Source organism: Streptomyces sp. TN58, assembly GCF_001941845.1.
Classification (GTDB): Bacteria; Actinomycetota; Actinomycetes; order Streptomycetales; family Streptomycetaceae; genus Streptomyces.
In genome coordinates this window covers 1,555,459-1,572,187 of sequence record NZ_CP018870.1, presented here as the reverse complement: position 1 = coordinate 1,572,187, position 16,729 = coordinate 1,555,459, and the positions used below count along the sequence as shown (strand labels likewise).

General features: G+C 72.7%; 14 protein-coding genes. 6 read left to right on the top strand and 8 right to left on the bottom strand.

What is annotated here, in order from left to right; translation table 11 throughout:
• Positions 1 to 58: 58 nt before the first annotated feature.
• A complete protein-coding gene (locus tag BSL84_RS07165; protein ID WP_420718799.1) occupies positions 59 to 2,386 on the bottom strand; it encodes an ATP-binding domain-containing protein in 2,328 nt (775 codons plus the stop codon).
• A gap of 80 nt (positions 2,387 to 2,466) precedes the next feature.
• Positions 2,467 to 3,450: an aldo/keto reductase gene (locus tag BSL84_RS07160; RefSeq protein WP_075970023.1), complete on the bottom strand. Its 984-nt coding sequence runs from the start codon at positions 3,448 to 3,450 to the stop codon at positions 2,467 to 2,469.
• A 100-nt stretch (positions 3,451 to 3,550) separates the two neighbouring features.
• On the opposite strand from BSL84_RS07160, the gene BSL84_RS07155 reads away from it, so the two are divergent.
• Positions 3,551 to 4,600, top strand: coding sequence for an LLM class F420-dependent oxidoreductase (locus BSL84_RS07155; protein ID WP_030025859.1), 1,050 nt, complete (start codon positions 3,551 to 3,553; stop codon positions 4,598 to 4,600).
• 276 nt (positions 4,601 to 4,876) lie between these two features.
• Positions 4,877 to 5,665: a hypothetical protein gene (locus BSL84_RS07150; RefSeq protein ID WP_030025860.1), complete on the top strand. Its 789-nt coding sequence runs from the start codon at positions 4,877 to 4,879 to the stop codon at positions 5,663 to 5,665.
• Between the two features lie 55 nt (positions 5,666 to 5,720).
• Here BSL84_RS07150 and corA read toward each other — a convergent pair whose 3' ends face one another.
• Positions 5,721 to 6,713, bottom strand: a complete 993-nt coding sequence (gene corA / locus BSL84_RS07145; protein WP_030025862.1) for a magnesium/cobalt transporter CorA — start codon at positions 6,711 to 6,713, stop codon at positions 5,721 to 5,723.
• A 72-nt stretch (positions 6,714 to 6,785) separates the two neighbouring features.
• Here corA and BSL84_RS07140 point away from each other — a divergent pair, with 72 nt between their 5' ends.
• From BSL84_RS07140 to mshC, 4 genes are all read left to right on the top strand, one after another.
• Complete coding sequence (locus tag BSL84_RS07140) at positions 6,786 to 7,505, top strand: histidine phosphatase family protein (RefSeq protein ID WP_030025863.1); 720 nt, start codon at positions 6,786 to 6,788, stop codon at positions 7,503 to 7,505.
• Between the two features lie 77 nt (positions 7,506 to 7,582).
• On the top strand, positions 7,583 to 8,173 hold the full coding sequence (locus BSL84_RS07135; protein WP_030025864.1) for a DUF3090 domain-containing protein: 591 nt from the start codon (positions 7,583 to 7,585) through the stop codon (positions 8,171 to 8,173).
• Positions 8,137 to 8,985, top strand: a complete 849-nt coding sequence (locus BSL84_RS07130; protein ID WP_030025865.1) for an SCO1664 family protein — start codon at positions 8,137 to 8,139, stop codon at positions 8,983 to 8,985. Before BSL84_RS07135 ends, BSL84_RS07130 begins: the two co-directional genes overlap by 37 nt.
• A gap of 110 nt (positions 8,986 to 9,095) precedes the next feature.
• On the top strand, positions 9,096 to 10,325 hold the full coding sequence (gene mshC / locus BSL84_RS07125) for a cysteine--1-D-myo-inosityl 2-amino-2-deoxy-alpha-D-glucopyranoside ligase (protein WP_030025866.1): 1,230 nt from the start codon (positions 9,096 to 9,098) through the stop codon (positions 10,323 to 10,325).
• 53 nt (positions 10,326 to 10,378) lie between these two features.
• Here mshC and BSL84_RS07120 read toward each other — a convergent pair whose 3' ends face one another.
• From BSL84_RS07120 to BSL84_RS07100, 5 genes are all read right to left on the bottom strand, one after another.
• Positions 10,379 to 11,374: a PAC2 family protein gene (locus BSL84_RS07120; RefSeq protein WP_075970022.1), complete on the bottom strand. Its 996-nt coding sequence runs from the start codon at positions 11,372 to 11,374 to the stop codon at positions 10,379 to 10,381.
• Positions 11,375 to 11,500: 126 nt separating this feature from the next.
• Positions 11,501 to 13,108, bottom strand: a complete 1,608-nt coding sequence (locus BSL84_RS07115) for a glycerol-3-phosphate dehydrogenase/oxidase (protein ID WP_075970021.1) — start codon at positions 13,106 to 13,108, stop codon at positions 11,501 to 11,503.
• Positions 13,109 to 13,148: 40 nt separating this feature from the next.
• Entirely contained in the window at positions 13,149 to 14,675 is a 1,527-nt protein-coding gene (gene glpK, locus BSL84_RS07110; RefSeq protein ID WP_030025872.1) for a glycerol kinase GlpK, read from the bottom strand.
• 79 nt (positions 14,676 to 14,754) lie between these two features.
• Positions 14,755 to 15,537 (bottom strand): MIP/aquaporin family protein, encoded by a 783-nt coding sequence (locus tag BSL84_RS07105; protein WP_030025874.1) that lies wholly within the window; start codon positions 15,535 to 15,537, stop codon positions 14,755 to 14,757.
• 314 nt (positions 15,538 to 15,851) lie between these two features.
• Entirely contained in the window at positions 15,852 to 16,619 is a 768-nt protein-coding gene (locus BSL84_RS07100) for an IclR family transcriptional regulator (protein ID WP_030025875.1), read from the bottom strand.
• Positions 16,620 to 16,729: the final 110 nt, after the last annotated feature.

Below are 16,729 nucleotides of genomic sequence, written 5' to 3'. Positions count from 1 at the left end.
GGCGTGTCGGCACCGCGGCCTCCCGCCCCCGGACCTCGGGGCGGGGGGCCGCGGCAGGCTACTGCTCCGGTCGGCCGCCCGCCGCGGCGAGCACCTTCAGCAGACCCGCCAGCCGCGTCGTACGCGGCTTCGGCAGCACCTCGGCGACCGCGCGCGGCAGCGCCTGGTCGACACCGTGCACCACCGACAGGTGCCGCTCGGCCCGCCCGAACGCCGTGTAGACCCAGTCCCGCGACAGAGCCTGCGCCGCGTCACCCGGCAGTACGACGACGACCGCCGGCCAGCGCGCCCCGACCGCCTGGTGCGCCGTCACCGCCCAGCCGTGCCGCACCTGGGACTCGACGAACTCCTTCGGTACGACGACCGGCGCGCCCGCGCGGTCCAGGTGCAGCCCCTCGGCGTCGGCCGACACCACCCGGGCCGGCAGGGCCTGCCCCGGAGCCGGCACGTGGACCACCCGGTCGCCGGGGTCGAAGCCGCCGAACCGGCCCGGGCCGGGATTGAGCCGCTCCTTGAGCGCGGCGTTCAGCGCCCGCGTCCCCGCGGACCCGCCGTGCCCCGGAGTGATCACCTGCACGTGGTCCGCCGGGATCCCGAAGGCCCGCGGCACCGACTCGGCCACCAGCTGCACCGCCCGGTGCACGGCCTCCCCGGCGTCCTGCACCGGGACGATGACGACCTCCTTGCCGGGGGCGTCGACCTGGTTCAGCTCACCGATGCCCACGCCGGAGACGAGCTCACCGACAGGGCCGGGATCCGGGGTGCGCGAGACCAGCTGGGGGCACGTACGCGCCGCCAGCACATCGCCGAACACCCGGCCCGCGCCCGCTGAGCCCAGCACCCCGGGGTCTCCGGACAGGACCAGCCGGGCCCCGTCCGCCATGCCCTCGACCAGCGCGGCGGCGCTCTCCACGTCCAGCTGCGGCGCGTCCAGCACGATCAGCAGGTCCAGCGCGAACTGCCCGTCCGCGTCCCGCCCGGGCCCCTCCCGGCCCGACAGCAGCTCCGCCACCGTCACCGAATCCCGGTCGCCGGGCGCGTGCGCGGCCACGCAGACGCGCAGGCCCAGCCCACGGGCCGCGGCGGCCAGCGCGAGCGGTTCGCCGCGGGCGGCCTCACCACCCGTATGAGCGACCAGACCGTGTCCCGCGACCGCACGGATCAGCTCGGCCGTGGAACGGTCCGGAGCGGCCGCGGCGGCCTGCTCCCAGTCCGCCGGGCCGTCGAAGGTGCCGGCCAGCCGCGCCAGGCCGTCGGCCAGGCTCTCCTCGGCCATCGCCGGGCCCTCCAGGCCCACGAGGATGCGTACGGGCTGCTCCTCACCCTCCTCCACCGGCGGGCCGAGGGGCTCGTGGAAGACCAGGACCGAGGCGTCCGCGATGGACTGCTCCAGGGCTGCGGCGGGCTCCGGCACGCCGTACTGGGCAAGGGCCTTCTCCAGGACCGGAGCCTCCAGCGCCGTGTGTCCCTTCAGGCCCGCCTGGGCCAGCAGCCAGCCGACCAGTACGGCCGTGCGGCGCTCGTCCCCGGGACCGGCCCCGGAGCCCAGCAGCGCGCGGGCGAAGCCGTCCGCCTGTGTCGGGCGCACGGCGGGAACCGCCAGCAACCGCCACGGGTTCTGCGCGAGCTCCTGCGCGGCGCCCTCGCCGAGCAGCGTCGCGACGGGGCCCGCCAGCGACTCGGGCGCGCCGCCGCGGGCCAGGACGGCCCGTACGGCGTCGACGGCGTCGGCGGACGGGGCGGCGGGCGCGGCCGCCGGAGCGGGGGCGGCGGCCGGGCGGGGCGGCGGGGGAACGGGGGCCGCCTTGCGGGGGGCGGCCGGGGCGTCGTCGAAGTAGGCGGAGGAGGGCTTCGCGCCGCTCTCCACGGCCCGTACGGCGGCCAGCAGGTCGGCGGCCCTGCCGCTCAGCTTGGCGCCGGCCTCGACGGGTCCTTCGCGTTCGGCTTTGCGCCGGGCGATCCGCTCGCGCTCGATCCTCTGCGCGGCCAGCTCGGCCTGGGCCTCGGTGAGCCCGCCGCCTGCGGCGGGCTCGGCCGCGGTGTCCGTACCGTCGGGGGTGGGCCCTACGGGGCTGTCCCCCGGCCCCTCCGCCCCGGCGGCCCCGGCCGGGTCTGCCGCCCCAGCGGCTTCGCCCCCGGCCAGCCCCTCCGGGCCGGCGCCCGCAGCCTGCGCCCCAGCCGGATCAGCGGGCGCTGTGCCCGCGGGCCGGGCTTCGGTGGGGTCTGCCGCGTCAGCGGCCTCGGGCTGCGCCACTGCCGGGGCGCCCGGGTCAGCGGGCGCTTCGCCTGCGGTATGCGCCCCGGCCGGGCCGGTGGCCGCCGCCGCGTCCTCGGGCCGGGCTTCGGTGGGGTCTTCCGCGTCAGCGGGTTCGGCTGGGTCCTGCACGCCGGCGGCCTCGGTCTCGCCCTGCGCCCCGGCCGGGTCTTCCGCGTCAGCGGTCTCGGCTTCGGCCTGACGGTCCGTACTCACAGCGTGCTCCAGTCCTGGTCGGGATAGCGGTGCTCCGGCGCCGACACGTCGTCCAGCGCCCGGCGGATCTCCTCCGGAAGACTAAGCGCCTCCACCGACAGCGCCGCCGCGAGCTGCGCCGACGTCCGCGCGCCGACGATCGGCGCGACCACCCCCGGGCGGTCCCGGATCCAGGCCAGCGCCACCTGCAGCGGGGTCACCGCCAGCCCCTGCGCCGCGGTCACCACCGCGTCCACGATCCCGGCCGCCGCTTCGTCCAGGTACGGCTCCACCAGCGCGGACAGGGACGCGGAGGCGCCCCGGGAATCGGCCGGGGTGCCCTCCCGGTACTTGCCCGTCAGCACCCCGCGCCCCAGCGGGGAGGACGGCAGCAGACCGACCCCCAGGTCCAGCGCGGCCGGCAGCACCTCCCGCTCGACGCCCCGCTGGAGCAGCGAGTACTCCATCTGCGTCGAGGCGATCCGGGTCCGGGCCCCGGGGGCCGCGAGCTGCCAGGTGGCCGCCTTCGCCAGCTGCCAGCCGCAGAAGCCCGCCACCCCCGCGTACCGGGCCCGGCCGCTGCTCACCGCCAGGTCCAGGGCCTGCAGGGTCTCCTCCAGCGGCGTCGTCGGATCGAAGGCGTGGACCTGCCACAGGTCGACGTGGTCGGTGCCCAGCCGCTCCAGCGAATCGTCCAGGGCCGCGAGCAGGTGGCCGCGCGATCCGTCGAAGCGCCGGTCCGGGTCGGGGACGCTGCCCGCCTTCGTCGCGATGACCAGCTCCCGGCGCGGGACGAGCCCGCCCAGCAGCCGCCCGAGGAGGTACTCCGCCTCACCGCCGCCGTACACGTCGGCGGTGTCGACGAGGGTGCCGCCCGCCTCCCAGAACGTCTTCACCTGTTCGGCGGCGGCTTCCTCGCCGGTGTCGCGGCCCCAGGTGAGGGTGCCGAGGCCGATCCGGGAGACGCGCAGTCCGGTGCGGCCGAGATGCCTCTGCTCCATGAGCGCTGAGACTACTGGGGCGCTGACGTGGAGCACCCGGGCGCGCTACAGTCCCCGCACATCAACGTTACTGATCGGTACACCGGTAAGGGGACGACACATGCGGCTCGGCATCAATCTCGGATACTGGGGTGCGGGCATGGACGCCGACAACCTCGCCGTCGCCCAGGAGGCCGACCGCCTCGGATACGACGTCTGCTGGGCGGCGGAGGCCTACGGCTCGGACGCCCCGACGGTCCTCGCCTGGGTCGCCGCCCAGACCGAGCGCATCGACGTCGGCTCGGCGATCCTCCAGATCCCCGCCCGCCAGCCCGCCATGACCGCGATGACCGCGGCCACCCTGGACTCCCTCACCAAGGGCCGCTTCCGGCTCGGCCTCGGCGTCTCCGGCCCCCAGGTGTCCGAGGGGTGGTACGGCGTCAAGTTCGACAAGCCGCTCGCCCGCACCCGCGAGTACGTAGAGATCGTCCGCAAGGCCATGTCCCGCGAGCGGCTGAGCTACGAGGGCGAGCACTGGACCCTGCCGCTGCCGGGCGGCCCCGGCAAGCCGATCAAGCTGACCGTGCACCCCGAGCGCGAGCACATCCCGCTCTACATCGCCGCCATCGGGCCCAAGAACCTGGAGCAGACCGGCGAGATCGCCGACGGCGCCCTGCTGATCTTCCCCGCCGCCGAGCACCTGGAGGCGACCGCGCTCACCCACATCCGGGCCGGCCGCCAGAAGGCCGGGCTGACGATGGACGGCTTCGACGTCTGCCCGACCGTGCCGCTGGCCGTCGGCGACGACGTCACCGCCCTCGCCGACATGTTCCGCCCCTACACCGCCCTGTACGTGGGCGGCATGGGCAGCCGGAAGCAGAACTTCTACAACCAGCTGGCCCAGCGCATGGGCTACGAGAAGGAAGCCGCCGAGATCCAGGACAAGTACCTGGCCGGCGACAAGAACGGTGCCGCGGAGGCCGTCCCGCACTCGCTGATCGACTCGACGACGCTGCTCGGCCCGGTCGCGCGGATCGCCGACGGGATGCGGGCCTACGCGGAGGCCGGCGTCACCACCCTCACGCTCGCCCCCGCCGGCTTCACCCTCGACGAGCGGATCGCCGCCCTGCGCGCCGGCACCGAGGCCCTGGAGCTCGCGGGCCTCGCCTGAGGCCCAAAAGTCGCGACAGGCCTCGCCCGCGGCGGGCAGGTCGTAGCCGCAGGTCCGAGGCCGGCAGGGCGGCAGCCGGGGGAGCCGGTCGCCGCATGGATGCCCTGCGGCCGTGGTGGGGGCTCGGGGGGTCTTCCCCGCCACGGCCGACACAGCCAACAACGCGCCCGACGCCCAGGGGGTTACGCACCGCGCCCCACCCGGCGATTCGTTCATTCGGACGAGTGGCGCCGCCCCTCGGTTGCCCGCCCCCGGGAGCGGCGTTTGACTCGTCGCATGCTCTCTGCCCGCAGCCTGTTCCAGGAGATCGTCGACAACGACGACTCCTTCCAGCTGTTCTGCTCCATCGCCGCCAGCGGGGAAGCCCAGGGCGGCTGGGAGAACGCCCGCATCGCAGCCCTGGTCCCGGACGCGATGCGCGACCTCGCGCCCAAGATCATCCGGCACGGCGCCGACGAGGACAAGCACGGCCGGATCTTCCACGCCCTGCTCCGCAAACGCGGCCTGGAGGCCGTCCCCGTACCCCCCGAGACCGACTACACCATGCTGCTGGAGCGCCGCGGCATCGGACTGGCCCACGACAAGCTGCGCCGCCAGGAGGCGCTGAGCGAGGAGGACATCGTCGTCTACCTCGCGCACAGCCGCGTCACCGAACAGCGCGCCGCCGACCAGATGGACATGCTCGTCAAGCACTTCGGCGACCACCCCGTGGTGGGCAAGGCCATCCACATGATCAGCAACGACGAGGACAACCACCTCGCCTACTGCCACGAGGAACTGCTGCGGCTGGCCCGCGCCGGCCACGGCCGGACCATCCACCGGGTGCTGCGCGAAAGCGCCCTCGCCGAGATTGCCGTATACCGCGACGTGAGCCTCGCCGTCATGGACCACATGGGGCGGCTGCTGCACTGGCCCGCGCCGAAGGCCGCCCTGCTGGCCGCCGGGATCCGCGCGATGTACGCCTACGAGCGCTTCAGCGGCTGGCACCGGATGGTCGACCTGCGGATGCCCGAGCGGCGCGACGCCCTCGGCGGCGCACCCGCCACCACCCCCGAGTTCGCCTGAGCCGTGCCCTGCGGACCGCGCCGGGCCGCCCCTGACGACGGTGGCCCGGCGGGCCTCACAGCCAGCCCCGGCGCTTGAACAGCCGGTGCAGCCCCAGACAGACCCCCGCCATGAGCACGAGCACCCCCGGATAGCCCCACCACCGGTGCAGCTCGGGCATGTGGTCGAAGTTCATCCCGTAGATCCCCGCGACCATCGTCGGCACGGCCGCGATCGCCGCCCAGGCCGAGATCTTCCGCACGTCGTCGTTCTGCCGCAGCCCCGTCTGCGCGAGGTGCGCCGCCAGCGCGTCCGACAGCAGCCGGTCCAGCCCCTCGATGTGCTCGCTCGCCCTCGTCAGGTGGTCGGCGACGTCGCGGAAGAACGGCCGGGCGTGCTCGTGGACGAAGGGCACCTGCCCGAAGGCGAGCCGGTCCATCGGCGCCAGCAGCGGGTTCGTCGCCCGCCGGAACTCCAGCACCTGCCGCTTGAAGCCGTAGATCCGGGCCGCGGTGTTCTTCGTGTCCGAGGCGTTCGGCGCGAAGACCTCCGCCTCCAGCTCCTCCAGATCCGACTGCAGTTCGGCCGCCACCTCGATGTAGTGGTCCACGACCGCGTCGGAGACCGCGTACAGCACCGCCGTCGGCCCGTGCCGCAACACCTCCGGCTCCTGCTCCAGCCGGCGGCGCACGGCGGCCAGCGGCGCCCCCTCGCCGTGCCGGACCGTGACGACGAAGGAGTCGCCGATGAACAGCATCAGCTCGCCCGCGGACACCGTGTCGGTGGCCTCGTCGTAGAGCACCGGCTTCAGCACGACGAACAGCGAGTCGTCGTACACCTCCAGCTTGGGCCGCTGGTGCGCCTTGAGCGCGTCCTCCACCGCCAGCGGGTGCAGCCCGAACTCCCGCCGCACGTGGTCGAACTCCGCCTCCGTCGGCTCGTACGTACCGATCCACAGGAAGGCGTCACCGCTCGCCCGGGCCTCCTCCAAGGCGTCCGAGAAGTCCTCCGGACCCTCGGCACGGCGACCGTCCCGGTACATCGCGCAGTCGACAATCACGCCGAACATTGTCCCCCGCCGCCGACGGGCCCGCCCCCCGATCCGGCCTGACCCCGCAAGGCAGGCCCTACGCTGGCCCCCATGGCCACGCTGATCCTCGTACGACACGGGCGGTCCACCGCCAACACCGCAGGGCTGCTCGCCGGATGGACCCCCGGAGTGGCCCTCGACGAGCGCGGCGCCGAACAGGCCGCCGCACTCCCCGGACGGCTCGCGGGCGTACCGCTCGCCGCCGCCGTCACCAGCCCGCTGCAGCGCTGCCGGGAAACCCTCGCACCCCTGCTGGCCGCGAGACCCGAGCTGGAACTGCACACCGACGAGCGGATCGGCGAATGCCACTACGGCGACTGGTCCGGGCGCAAACTCTCCGAACTCTCCGAAGAACCCCTGATGAAGATCGTGCAACAGCACCCGTCGGCGGCGGCCTTCCCCGGCGGCGAGTCCATGCGCGCCATGCAGGCACGCGCCGTGGACGCCGTACGCGACTGGAACGCGCGGATCGAGGAGAGCGACGGCAGCGACGCCGTCTTCCTGATGTGCTCGCACGGCGACATCATCAAGTCGCTCGTCGCGGACGCCCTGGGCATGCACCTGGACCTCTTCCAGCGCATCCACGTCGACCCCTGCTCGGTGACGGCGATCCGCTACACGCCGACCCGCCCGTTCGTGTTCCGCCTCGGCGACACCGGGGACTTCGGCTCCCTCGTCAAGCGCCCGGCCGCGCCCGAGCCCGTCGCCTCCGACAAGGACTCCGAGGACACCGGCAACGCGGTCGTGGGAGGCGGCGCGGGCGCGGCGTGATCGCGGGGCGCAGTAGGGTGGACGGGCCCACACAAGGGCGCAGAACCGCCCCCGCCGCCGAGACTTGGAGACTGGACGTGCCCCGTCAGGTGTTCCTCTACGACCCGCCGGACCGCTTCGTGGCCGGCACGGTCGGCTTGCCGGGACGCCGTACGTTCTTCCTGCAGGCCTCCGCCGGCCCCCGCGTCACCAGCGTCTCCCTGGAGAAGACCCAGGTCGCCGCGCTCGCCGAGCGGATGGACGAACTGCTGGACGAGGTCGTGCGGCGGACCGGCGGAAACGCCCCGGTACCGGCCGTGGCCCCGGCGGAGGCCGCCGACACCGCCCCGCTGGACGTCCCCGTCGAGGAGGAGTTCCGCGTCGGCACCATGGCCCTCGCCTGGGACGGCGAGGAACAGCGGATGATCGTCGAGGCCCAGGCCCTGGTGGAACTGGACGCCGAGTCCGACGAGGACCTCGCCGAGGCCGAGGAGCGGCTGCTCCAGGACGAGGAGAACGGCCCGCCCATGCTGCGGGTCCGCCTCACCGGCGCCCAGGCCCGCGCCTTCGCCAAACGCGCGCTGGACGTGGTCAACGCAGGCCGCCCGCCCTGTCCGCTGTGCAGTCTGCCGCTGGACCCGGAGGGCCACGTGTGCCCGCGCCAGAACGGCTACCGGCGCCAGGCGTGAACGGCCAGGGGGACATGGAGGAACTGCTCGCCAGGGGCGAGCTGACCGTCGTCGGCCGGATCCGTGAGGCGTCCAACGCCGTCCTGCTGTGCACCGTCACCCACGACGGCGTGAGCACCGACTGCGTCTACAAGCCCGTCAAGGGGGAGCGGCCGCTGTGGGACTTCCCCGACGGCAGCCTCGCCCAGCGGGAGGTCGCCGCCTACCTGGTCTCCGAGGCCACCGGATGGGGCCTGGTGCCCGCCACCGTGCTGCGCGACGGACCCTACGGCGAAGGCATGGTCCAGCAGTGGATCGAGGCCCGGCAGCCGCCGCCGGACGCCCCGCGGGAAGGACTCCTCGCGCTCGTCGACGGCGAGGAGGCCGGCGAGGGCTGGAAGCCCGTGGCCTTCGCCGAGGTCGCCGAGGGCCGCACCGCCCTCCTCGTCCACGCCGACGACCCCAGGCTGCGCCGCCTCTCCGTCCTCGACGCGGTGATCAACAACGGCGACCGCAAGGGTGGGCACCTGCTGCCCGCGCCCGACGGGCGCATCTACGGCATCGACCACGGCGTGACCTTCCACACCGAGGACAAGCTGCGCACCCTGCTCTGGGGCTGGGCGGGGGAGCCGCTGACGGACGAGGCCCGCGAGGCGCTCACCGCGCTGGCCGCGGACCTGGCCGCGGGAGCCCCCCTCGCCACCCGGCTGGCCGAACTGATCACGGCGGCGGAGCTGGCCGCCGTACGGGAACGGGTGGCGCACATGCTGCGCACCGGAAGGCACCCGCAGCCGTCCGGCCAGTGGCCGGCGATCCCCTGGCCACCGGTCTGAACCGGCCACCGGGCGCACGCACAGAACCAGCCAGACCGCAAGAGTGCCGATCAAGACAACAGTGCAGGTCCAGTTCGTTTCCGGAACATCCGTCCGGTTAGGCTCGACACATGCATGCCTGGCCCGCTTCTGAGGTCCCCGCCCTTCCCGGCAAGGGCCGCGACCTCCAGATCCACGACACCGCGACCCAGGGGACGATCACCCTCGCCCCCGGTCCCGTCGCCCGCATCTACGTCTGCGGCATCACCCCGTACGACGCGACCCACATCGGTCACGCGGCGACCTACAACGCGTTCGACCTCGTGCAGCGCGTGTGGCTCGACACCAAGCGGCAGGTCCACTACGTCCAGAACGTCACCGACGTCGACGACCCGCTGCTGGAGCGGGCGCTGCGCGACGGCCACGACTGGACCGAGCTGGCCGAGCGCGAGACCGCGCTCTTCCGCGAGGACATGACGGCCCTGCGGATGCTGCCGCCGCAGCACTACATCGGAGCCGTCGAGGCCATACCCGGCATCGTGCCGCTGGTCGAGCGGCTGCGGGACGCGGGCGCGGCGTACGAGCTGGAGGGCGACACCTACTTCTCGGTGGAGTCCGACCCGCACTTCGGCGGCGTCTCCCACCTCGACGCAGAGGCGATGCGCCTGCTCTCGGCGGAGCGGGGCGGCGACCCCGAGCGCCCGGGCAAGAAGAACCCGCTGGACCCGATGCTGTGGATGGCGGCGCGACCGGGCGAGCCGAGCTGGGACGGCGGCTCGCTGGGCCGCGGCCGGCCGGGCTGGCACATCGAGTGCGTCGCGATCGCCCTGGACCACCTGGGCATGGGCTTCGACATCCAGGGCGGCGGCTCCGACCTCGCCTTCCCGCACCACGAGATGGGCGCCTCCCACGCGCAGGCGCTGACCGGCGAGTTCCCCATGGCCAAGGCGTACGTCCACGCCGGCATGGTCGCCCTGCACGGCGAGAAGATGTCGAAGTCGAAGGGCAACCTCGTCTTCGTCTCGGCGCTCCGCCGCGCAGGCGTGGACCCGGCGGCGATCCGCCTGGCGCTGCTCTCGCACCACTACCGGGCCGACTGGGAGTGGACGGACGCCGTCCTCGACGAGGCCGTGGCCCGCCTGGACCGCTGGCGCGCGGCGGTCTCCCGGCCGGACGGCATCCCGGCGGACGCGGTCCTCGAAGAGGTCCGCGAGGCCCTGGCGAACGACCTGGACGCCCCCGCGGCGCTCGCGGCCGTCGACCGCTGGGTGGAGCTGCAGAACGCCACCGACGGCGACGACGAGTCGGCCCCGGGCCTGATCTCCCGCACCGTCGACGCCCTCCTGGGCGTGGCCCTGTAGCCGCCTGCGGGCCGTGTTCCGGAGGCGCTGCCCCCGGAACACGGCCCGTCCGGCTATGCCCCCGGGTCGTCCTCGCCGGGGGACGCGGTGGTCGGCGGCTCCGGATCCTCCCCCGACAGGTCCGGCTTGCGCTTCGGCGGCCGGGGGAGGCCCCCGCTCGTGTCCCGCAGGTACGAGCCGTCGCCCGGCTCCGCCGCAGGGCCGGCCGCCGGGTCCCGGCGCCGCAGGTACCGCTCGAACTCCCGCGCGATCGCGTCGCCCGACGCCTCCGGCAGGTCCGCGGTGTCCCGCGCCTCCTCCAGCGTCTGCACGTACTCCGCCACCTCGCTGTCCTCGGCGGCCAGTTGGTCCACCCCCAGCTGCCAGGCCCGCGCGTCCTCCGGCAGCTCGCCCAGCGGGATCCTGATGTCGATCAGGTCCTCCAGCCGGTTCAGCAGGGCCAGCGTCGCCTTCGGGTTCGGCGGCTGCGACACGTAGTGCGGCACCGCCGCCCACAGCGACACCGCCGGTACGCCCGCGTGCGTACACGCCTCCTGGAGAATGCCCACGATGCCCGTCGGGCCCTCGTACTTGGTCTCCTCCAGGTCCATCGTCCGCGCCAGGTCCGGGTCCGAGGTGACCCCGCTCACCGGCACCGGCCGGGTGTGGGGCGTGTCCCCGAGGAGCGCCCCGAGGATGACGACCATCTCCACACCGAGCTCGTGCGCGAAGCCCAGGATCTCGTTGCAGAACGACCGCCACCGCATGGACGGTTCGATCCCGCGGACCAGTACCAGGTCGCGCGGTTTGGCGCCGCCGATCCGGACCACCGAGAGCCGGGTCGTCGGCCACGTGATCTTCCGTACCCCGTTGTCCAGCCACACCGTGGGCCGGTTGACCTGGAAGTCGTAGTAGTCCTCGGCGTCCAGAGCCGCGAAGACCTCGCCCTTCCACTCCCGGTCCAGGTGTGCGACCGCACCGGAGGCCGCGTCACCCGCGTCGTTCCAGCCCTCGAACGCGGCCACCATGACCGGGTCGATCAGCTCGGGCACGCCCTCAAGCTCGATCACCCAGGTCTCCTTCCGAAGTTCCTTGCGTACGTGGGTCAGCCTAAGCCTTGAGGGGACACCGGCCACAGCCCACGACAGAGGGGCGGTTCCCCTCGGAACCGCCCCTCTTCCCCACCTGCGTGAGAGCTATGCCTTGCGGGCCAGCATCTCCTCGACGCGGGCCTTCACGGACTCGTCGTCCAGGCCGCGGATCGTCACCGTCGTGCGGCGGCGCAGCACGTCGTCGACCGTCTCGGCCCACTCTTGGTCACGGGCGTAGGCGACCTGCGCCCAGATCTCCGGACCGTCCGGGTGGATGCGCTCGGCCAGCGCCGGGTCCTCGTTCGCGATGCGCGCGATATCGAAGGCCAGCGAGCCGTAGTGCGACGCCAGGTGGCGGGCGGTCAGCGGGTCCATCCGGGTGCCGGGCTCACGGTCCACCAGCAGCCGGTGCGCGACCGCGTTGGGGTTGGCGACGCCCGGCAGCGCGATGCGGCGCACAAGGGACTTCACCGGCTCCATGTCCTCGGTCAGCGGGCTGCCCGGGAGCTTGGCGAGCTTGTCCATGACGACGCGGCCGATGTGGCGGTACGTCGTCCACTTGCCGCCGGCGACCGACAGCATGCCACCCGCGCCCTCCGAGACGACCGTCTCGCGCTTGGCCTTCTCCACGCCGCCGGGACCGCCGGGCAGCACGCGCAGGCCGGCGAAGGCGTACGTCATCAGCGAGCGGTCGAGGTCGGCGTCCTTCACCGAGAAGGCCGCCTCGTCCAGGATCTGCTGGATGTCGGACTCGGTGGCGCGCACGTCCGCCGGGTCGCCCTCGTACACCTCGTCGGTGGTGCCGAGCAGCAGCTGGTCCTCCCACGGGAGGGCGAAGGTGATGCGGTACTTGTCGATCGGGGTGGCCATGGCGGCCTTCCAGGGCGACTTGCGCTTCATGACGATGTGCGCGCCCTTGGACAGGCGGATCGACGGCATGGAGTGCTTGTCCTCCATGCGCCGCAGGTGGTCCACCCACGGGCCGGTGGCGTTGAGCACGACGCGGGCGTCGATCCCGAACTCGGTTCCGTCCAGGCGGTCCTTGAGCTCGGCGCCGGTGACCCGGCCGTGCGTCTTGCGCAGGCCGGTGACCTCGGCGTGGTTGAGGACGACCGCACCGGACTCGACGGCCGCGCGGACCGTCATGACGGCCACGCGCGAGTCGTTCATCTGGTGATCGTAGTAGACCGCGACGGCCTTGAGGTTGTCGGTCTTCAGACCGGGGTTGTCGGCGACGGCACGGGCGGGGGATATGACCTTGCCCATGCCGTCGCCGAAGGCCGAGAGGGCGGAGTAGGCGAAGACGCCCGCGCCCAGCTTGGCCGCACCCACCGGACCGCCCTTGTAGACCGGCAGGTAGAAGGTGAGCGGGTTGACCAGGTGCGGGGCCACGTCCTTGGCCAGCACCCGCCGCTCGTGGTGGTTCTCCGCGACCAGCTTGACCGCGCCGGTCTGCAGGTAGCGCAGGCCGCCGTGGACGAGCTTGGAGGAGGCCGAGGAGGTGGCGCCGGCGAAGTCGCCGGCGTCCACCATGGCAACCCGCAGACCCGACTGCGCGGCGTGCCAGGCCACCGAGGTGCCCAGGATTCCACCGCCGATGACCAGCAGGTCGTACGTGGCCTTCGCCAGCTGCTCGCGGGTCTCGGCTCGGCTCGCGTTCGCGCCGGCGGTCGGGTGCGTACCCAGGGCGGGGACGCTCTGCAGGGTGCTCATATCTCTTATCGCTCCTCGTCGATTGACTCAGCTGGTGCGGTCAGCTGGCGTCTTCGTCGTCGACCCAGCCCATGGACCGCTCGACGGCCTTGAGCCAGCTCTTGTACTCGCGCTCCCGCTGCTCGGCGGGCATCCGCGGGGTCCACTCCGCCGCGCGGCGCCAGTTGGCGCGCAGGGCGTCGGTGTCGGGCCAGAAGCCGACGGCCAGGCCGGCGGCGTAGGCGGCGCCGAGGCAGGTGGTCTCGGCGACCATCGGACGGACCACGGGGGCGTCCAGGAAGTCCGAGAGCGTCTGCATCAGCAGGTTGTTGGAGGTCATGCCGCCGTCGACCTTGAGGGCGGCGAGCTCGACGCCCGAGTCCTTGGTCATGGCGTCGGTGATCTCGCGGGTCTGCCAGGCGGTGGCCTCCAGGACGGCACGGGCGATGTGCGCCTTGGTGACGTACCGGGTGAGGCCGGCGATCACACCGCGGGCGTCGGAGCGCCAGTACGGGGCGAACAGGCCGGAGAAGGCCGGCACGAAGTAGGCGCCGCCGTTGTCCTCGACGGAGAGGGCCAGGGTCTCGATCTCGGCCGCGGACTTGATCAGGCCCATCTGGTCGCGCATCCACTGGACGAGCGAGCCGGTGACGGCGATGGAGCCCTCCAGGGCGTAGACCGGCTTCTGGTCGCCGATCTGGTAGCCGACCGTGGTCAGCAGGCCGCTGTAGGAGTTGATGATCTTGTCGCCGGTGTTCATGAGCATGAACGTTCCGGTGCCGTACGTGGACTTCGCCTCGCCCTCGGCGAAACACGTCTGGCCGAACAGCGCGGCCTGCTGGTCACCGAGCGCCGAGGCGACCGGGACACCGGCGAGGACGCCGTCCTTGACGTGGCCGTAGACCTCGGCGGAGGACTTGATCTCGGGGAGCACGTTGAGCGGGACGCCCATCGACTCCGCGATCTTCTCGTCCCAGGCGAGGGTGTGCAGGTTCATCAGCATGGTGCGCGAGGCGTTGGTGACGTCGGTGACGTGCGCACCGCCTTGGGCGCCGCCCGTGAGGTTCCAGATGACCCACGAGTCCATGGTGCCGAAGAGGATGTCGCCGGCCTCGGCGCGCTCGCGCAGGCCCTCGACGTTGTCGAGCAGCCAGCGGACCTTCGGGCCGGCGAAGTAGCTCGCCAGCGGCAGGCCGGTCTCGCGGCGGAAGCGGTCCTGGCCGACGTTGCGGCCGAGCTCCTTGCACAGGGCGTCGGTGCGGGTGTCCTGCCAGACGAGCGCGTTGTGGACGGGCTCGCCGGTGTGGCGGTCCCACAGCAGGGTGGTCTCGCGCTGGTTGGTGATACCGATCGCCTTGACGTCGGCGGCGGTGATCTCGGCCTTGGCGATGGCGCCGGCGACGACCTCCTGGACGTTGGTCCAGATCTCGGTGGCGTCGTGCTCCACCCAGCCCGGCTTCGGGAAGATCTGCTCGTGCTCCTTCTGGTCGACGGCGACGATGCGGCCGTCGCGGTCGAAGACGATGCAGCGGGAGGAGGTGGTGCCCTGGTCGATCGCGGCGATGAAGGGGCCGGTGCTGCTGGTCATGATGGCTGCTCCTGGCAGGTCTGGTGAGTAGGCGGAATCAGGAGTGCGATGCGGATCTTACGAGCGCGGCAGTAGCTGATCAGGCGAACGCGATGTTGTAGAGACCGCCGGCGAGCACGGCACCGAGGAGCGGGCCGGCCACCGGGATCCAGGAGTATCCCCAGTCGGAGCCGCCCTTGTTGGGGAGCGGCAGCAGGGCGTGGACTATTCGGGGGCCGAGGTCGCGCACCGGGTTGATGGCGTAACCGGTCGGGCCGCCCAGCGAGAGGCCGATGCCGACGACCACGAAGGAGGTGATCAGGACACCGATGACACCGAGGCCCTTGCCGCCGTCCTGGAGGCCCTGGGTCAGGATCGCCAGGACCAGCACGGCGGTGCCGATGATCTCGGTCGCGAGGTTCTGCACGACGTTGCGGATCTCGGGGCCGGTGGAGAAGACGCCGAGCACGGGGCCGGCCTGGTCGTGCGGGTGCGGGTCCTCCGGGCCGAGCTTGGCGTCGCGGATGTGCTCCGGGTCGGAGAGGTGTGCGCGGAACTGGCCGTAGTAGGTCACCCACATGATGACCGCGCCGAGCATGGCGCCCAGCAGCTGGCCGGCGAAGTAGACGGGCGTGTCGCCCCACTCGCCGGTCTTGACGGCGAGGCCGACGGTGACCGCCGGGTTGAGGTGCGCACCGGAGAGCGGCGCGGAGACGTAGGCCGCGATCAGTACGGCGAAGCCCCAGCCGAAGGTGATCGCGAGCCAGCCCGCGTTGCGGGCCTTGGAGCTCTTGAGTGTCACTGCGGCGCAGACGCCACCGCCGAGCAGAGTGAGCAGGGCGGTACCGATGGTCTCGCCGATGAAGATGTCGGAGCTGGACACCCGCGACTCCTTACGTACGTCCAGGGGTGGGCGGAAACCGGGTCCCTCCGGTGGTTCCGCGCACTCGGTGAGTGCTGCACCGGTCCTTGGCCTTGTCGCATCCTAGCGCGTATTGCCGGTAGGTGTTCGACAATGTCGACCGGTGAACGGCAGTTTTCCGCCCAGGTGAAGAATGCGTCAAGGGTCGGCCAGGCCAATGTGTCGGATCGTTACCGGCACGTGCGATCAGCCAAATCCGGCCATCTCAAGGTCGAGATATGGCGAAAAATGGGCAGAAGGGGGCCGGGTGATGGCCGGAGCCTGTTAAAGGGAGGTCAGAACCGGCCCGCGCCGAGGTCGCGTGAAACCGCGCGCGCACAGTCCCGCACCGAGGCGACCAGGGCCGCGCGGGGCTCCCCGGAGTCGCCGCACACCCGCTCCACGGCGCCCGCGACCGCCACCGCGCCCACCGGCATCCGGCGCCGGTCGTGGATGGGCGCCGCCACCGAGGCGATGCCCTCCCACGTCTCCTCGACGTCCGCGGCCCAGCCGCGCGCCCGGGTCAGGCCCAGGATCTCCTCGAAGCCGGCGGCGTCGGTGACCGTACGCGGCGTGAACGCCTCCCGCTCGACCTCCAGCACCTGCGTGTGCGCCACCGGGTCGTACGCCGACAGCACCTTGCCCAGCGCCGTCGAGTGCAGCGGCTGCATCGCCCCGACCTCCAGCACCTGGCGGCTGTCGTCGGGCCGGAACACGTGGTGCATGATCAGCACCCCGCTCTGGTGCAGCACCCCCACGTACACGCTCTCGCCGCTCGCCCGGGCCAGGTCGTCGGTCCACACCAGCGCGCGGGCGCGCAGCTCGTGCACGTCCAGGTAGCTGTTGCCCAGGCGCAGCAGCTCCGCGCCCAGCTGGTACCGCCCGGAGGCCGGGTCCTGCTCCACGAAGCCCTCGGCCTGCAGGGTGCGCAGGATGCCGTGGGCCGTGCCCTTGGCCAGGCCCAGCGAGGACGCCACGTCCGAGAGCCCCAGCCGGCGTTCGCCGCCCGCCAGGAGTCGCAGCATCGCAGCGGCTCGTTCGAGCGACTGGATGTTCCGTGCCATCGCGCAGCCTCCTGCTGACCTTCGGTATCTCTGACCATCTTGACGTGGTTCGACAATGCTGAACAGTATCGGTCGATGTCGACCTCGCGCACCGTAGGAGATCTGTTCCC